The sequence below is a fragment of the Xenorhabdus griffiniae genome, assembly GCF_015163655.1.
Taxonomy (GTDB): Bacteria; Pseudomonadota; Gammaproteobacteria; order Enterobacterales; family Enterobacteriaceae; genus Xenorhabdus; species Xenorhabdus griffiniae.
Map to the genome: position 1 here is coordinate 1 of NZ_JADEUF010000184.1, position 3,860 is coordinate 3,860.

Consider the following 3,860-nt stretch of genomic DNA (forward strand, 5'->3'; position numbering starts at 1 on the left):
GCTCAATATCTTTATTTTCCATTCGTTATTTCCTGTTTTAAGATAAAAAGAATCCCTGACGTGTTGACGCCATTAAAATTAATTCGGTAATGATTGCTATTTAATTAGGCAACGATAACCCCGTGGGTAATAATGGAGCGGATGCCTTAATTTTATTGATGGCTTTAATTAACTCGCTTCGCTCTTCGATGCTAAATTGATTTAATTCCAGCCCATGGCGTTCTTTTTTAATATTGGCAAGAAAGAAAATGGCTGCCAGTACGCGAATATTATCGCCATAATTTTTATTACGCTTATTCCGCATCTCATCAATAAAACTCTTTAATTGCTCGTTACCCGCTTTAAGATGTTGCTGCCTGATTTTTGCCAGTTGATTTAAACCATTCACGCGCACATCAAACGCTATTTTTCTGGCGCGTTGTTCAGTTGATTCAAATTGGTATTCCGTGTTCATTTAAACCTCACCGAATAAAAAACAGAAAAAAATAAGCAACGGAGCATAAGACAATCGGGAAAATAAATCCGTCACCTGACTTTGTATGGAATGACTTACTAGTTAACCTGTACTGGTGCTGCTGTTGCTTTAATTCGTTCATGCTGACCTCAGACTAACGATGCTCCCATCCCTGCCATAACATCAACCGCTGAATTAAATGCAGGGTTAGAATGCAATCTTGATGAAATAGTGACCCCCGCCAACGTTAATAACCGCACTGCGTTATTGACCGTCTTCTTAAACTCCGCCACACGGGTCTGGTTAAAATGCTCACCCGAAACAGCTTCACTTGCCAGCTTACCCACTTCTGCCGTAGCACCTAACAGGTAGCTTGGCATATTGGCATCACAAACTTCATTCACCGGCACAGATGGCTGACACTGTAATTGCTCCAGCAGGCCATCCAGAATGGAGGCATCTTCGGTTACATCGGTTAACTTCATTAAGTCAACACAAGTCAGCATGTGAGACTGCTCAGGGTTCAACTTATTACGCAACATTTGCGGTGTCATGCCGATGCTTTCGGCAATTTGAACTAGACTACCTTTATGCGTATTGGAGAACGCACGACACGCATTATCAAAGTGCGATTGTTTGGATACTTGATAATCAAACATGTTAGTCCTTCCAAAAGTTCCTATAATTGGTATTACTAACCAACGATGATACGAAAATTGGAATGACCAAGAGATTCACGAATCTGATCAGCTTTGTACATCAGATAGCGTAGGCTTACACGCCCCTTATTTTTTTCCTTTTTAACCATGTACTTAGCGAGTTTCCCATGATGGATTTTCTGGTAAACAGAACCGCGAGAAATACCTTCCCATTCCGCGAACTCTGCAGGTGTTGCCAGCTCTTTTGGTACATGAATTGATATATCTATGCTCATAGTGCATTATCTCTTAGTTTTAGTTCGTTTTACGTTGTTTAATTCCAACTTCTAAACTCTCATATTAGAAGTTTAAGATAAAAATACAGTCCTGATATTGCATTGTCAAGCGGAGGGTTTAATTTGAAGATCACTTCAGGTGTGGATACGGGAGGCAGAGAAGCCGTCAACCGGCTGATGGCTGCCTATGGGTTCGATACCCAAATAGCATTGGTTAAGCATCTGGGAGCGTCGAAAAGCACTATGGCAAACAGGCTATTACGTGACAGCTTCCCTGCTGATTGGGTTGTCCAGTGCGCTCTAGAAACGGGCACATCTTTGCTCTGGCTAGCAACAGGGCAAGGAGAAATGCACCCAACGGTAGATAATGAAAATAAGTCCAAAAACGAGACTCAAGCAACAATTAGGCCGTTATCGAAACTAATTACCCCATCCATAAGGCAAGTAAAAATCGAGAACGGCGCGCTTCTTGAACACGATGAAGTTTTCCTAGACCACAGTCTGATCCCTGGAGAAGCTGATAACTACCTTTATGTTAAAACCGCTGAATGTTTCTATATTGTTGATAAATCAGTAAAAAAAGTAAGTAATGGCTACTGGCTGATAGATATTGATGGAATGAAAAACATAGCCAAAGTTGCGCGCATCCCCGGTAATAAAATTATCGTTCACCAAGATGAATCGTCTTTCGAATGCTCCATTGATGATATTGATATCATTGGACGCGCTGTAAAAGTCATAAAGAGCATCTGATCATGACTATTAGAAAGCAGCCGAACGGAAAGTGGTTGTGTGAATGCTACCCAAACGGGCGTGACGGCAAACGCCTACGTAAGCAGTTTGCGACAAAAGGCGAGGCCATCGCTTTCGAAAACTTCACTATGGAAGAGGTGAATAAAAAGCCCTGGCTGGGTGAAAAGGAAGATCGGCGACACTTGTCCGAAATAATTGAACAATGGCATTCACTTTACGGGCAGACTCTTGCTGACCCAAAACGACTAATGGCGAAACTGAACATTATCTGTAATGGGCTGGGCGATCCCATTGCCTCAGAGTTAACGGCAGGTGACTTCACAAAATACCGAGAAGCCCGGTTAAAAGGTGAGGTTAAAAATGAAGAAGGTACGCTGATGTCGCCAGTTAAGCCCCGAACAGTGAACCTTGAACAGCGCAACCTATCATCTGTTTTTAGCACTCTGAAAAAATTAGGCCACTGGCCTGCGCCCAACCCGCTTGCAGGTCTACCAACATTTAAAATCGCAGAAGGTGAACTGGCGTTCTTAGCGCCGGAAGAAATTAAGCGCTTACTTGATGCCTGCGCCGATTCCCAAAACTCCAGCCTGTTAATGATTGCGAAAGTTTGTTTAGCTACCGGGGCACGCTGGAGTGAAGCCGAAAATCTACAGGGTCATCAAATAACAAGGTACCGAATCACCTATACAAAAACCAAAGGTAAGAAAAACAGAACCGTTCCGATATCTCAGGATTTGTACGAGGAACTCCCTAAAAACAGAGGAAAAATATTTACCCCCTGCCGAAAAGCCTTTGAACGAGCAGTTAAACGTGCGGGGATTGACCTACCTGAAGGACAATGCACTCATGTTCTGCGTCATACTTTCGCTAGCCACTTTATGATGAATGGCGGAAACATATTGGTATTGAGGGATATTCTAGGTCATGCCGATATTAAAATGACTATGATTTACGCTCACTTTGCGCCCGATCACTTGGAAGATGCAGTAACAAAAAACCCCCTTCACAATCTCAACTGGAACCGCTAATTTATGGCGGCGATTTGGCGACAGATAAATAAAAACACATAAAACCGAATGACACAAAATAAGAATAACCACATGAAAAATAAAATAATATATTGTTTTTAATGCTATTAAATTAGTATGTAGGAATTTCGGACGCGGGTTCAACTCCCGCCAGCTCCACCATTTTTGTATTCGGAAATCATCGGAATACACCGAAAGTAAAAGAAAAAGCCCTAAATCATAATGACTTAGGGCTTTTTTATTGCCTGTTTATATTCGTTTAGCATCGTTATAACTCGATAGTTTTGGTAGTATGTTTGGTAGTAAGTCGGCTACACTACAAAAACACTTACTACCAAAACCCAAATACCCAAGTAAACGCATTATATATTTAAGTTTTTCGCAAAAAATGTCGTCCCGACGTCCCAAAAACACTTAACTATATGATTTATAAAATAAAATACTATAGAAACGTCGTCCCAGACATATTTTCGCACACGTCCCAAAGCAGAAAATAAACATCAAGATATTGATTTAAATAATAAAAAATAAACAAAACACTTGTCCCCAGCACACAGCACAAGGTTAAAAAGATAAAAAGTTAACGCGATGCTCAACTTTAACACCCAATAACGAGCGTTTGTTGAAGCCAGTCGCGTTGTTTTTTACCTTGTTTAAAGTTGGCAAAAATACCCAATGTGTGAGAAAGCAG

Annotated in this window: 5 protein-coding genes and 1 pseudogene; 2 read left to right on the forward strand and 4 right to left on the reverse strand. The window is 41.2% G+C overall.

The genetic code is table 11. The features are described 5' to 3' along the window. Positions 1-100 precede the first annotated feature (100 nt). From IQ211_RS18220 to IQ211_RS18230, 3 genes are all read right to left on the reverse strand, one after another. Positions 101-454 carry a DUF5347 family protein gene (locus IQ211_RS18220; protein WP_193836441.1) on the reverse strand — a complete coding sequence of 118 codons (354 nt, stop codon included), beginning with the start codon at positions 452-454 and terminating at the stop codon, positions 101-103. 149 nt (positions 455-603) lie between these two features. Then, a complete protein-coding gene (locus tag IQ211_RS18225) occupies positions 604-1,113 on the reverse strand; it encodes a phage regulatory CII family protein (RefSeq protein ID WP_193836442.1) in 510 nt (169 codons plus the stop codon). Between the two features lie 35 nt (positions 1,114-1,148). Then, positions 1,149-1,388 carry a Rha family transcriptional regulator gene (locus IQ211_RS18230; protein WP_189761295.1) on the reverse strand — a complete coding sequence of 80 codons (240 nt, stop codon included), beginning with the start codon at positions 1,386-1,388 and terminating at the stop codon, positions 1,149-1,151. 123 nt (positions 1,389-1,511) lie between these two features. On the opposite strand from IQ211_RS18230, the gene IQ211_RS18235 reads away from it, so the two are divergent. After that, the gene (locus tag IQ211_RS18235) at positions 1,512-2,141 is read left to right on the forward strand and encodes a phage repressor protein CI (protein WP_223281886.1); all 630 of its coding nucleotides are present in this window, start codon (positions 1,512-1,514) and stop codon (positions 2,139-2,141) included. Between the two features lie 2 nt (positions 2,142-2,143). Beyond that, entirely contained in the window at positions 2,144-3,169 is a 1,026-nt protein-coding gene (locus tag IQ211_RS18240) for a site-specific integrase (RefSeq protein ID WP_189761296.1), read from the forward strand. A gap of 598 nt (positions 3,170-3,767) precedes the next feature. On the opposite strand, the pseudogene IQ211_RS20270 reads toward IQ211_RS18240, so the two are convergent. Further along, positions 3,768-3,860: pseudogene (locus IQ211_RS20270) on the reverse strand (IS982 family transposase); the annotation flags it as partial.

Bases quoted from the DNA above. Each gene is read 5' to 3' on its own strand.
- IQ211_RS18230 (WP_189761295.1), bottom strand. From the start codon at position 1,388: ATGAGCATAGATATATCAATTCATGTACCAAAAGAGCTGGCAACACCT.
- IQ211_RS18220 (WP_193836441.1), bottom strand. From the start codon at position 454: ATGAACACGGAATACCAATTTGAATCAACTGAACAACGCGCCAGAAAA.
- IQ211_RS18225 (WP_193836442.1), bottom strand. From the start codon at position 1,113: ATGTTTGATTATCAAGTATCCAAACAATCGCACTTTGATAATGCGTGT.
- IQ211_RS18240 (WP_189761296.1), top strand. From the start codon at position 2,144: ATGACTATTAGAAAGCAGCCGAACGGAAAGTGGTTGTGTGAATGCTAC.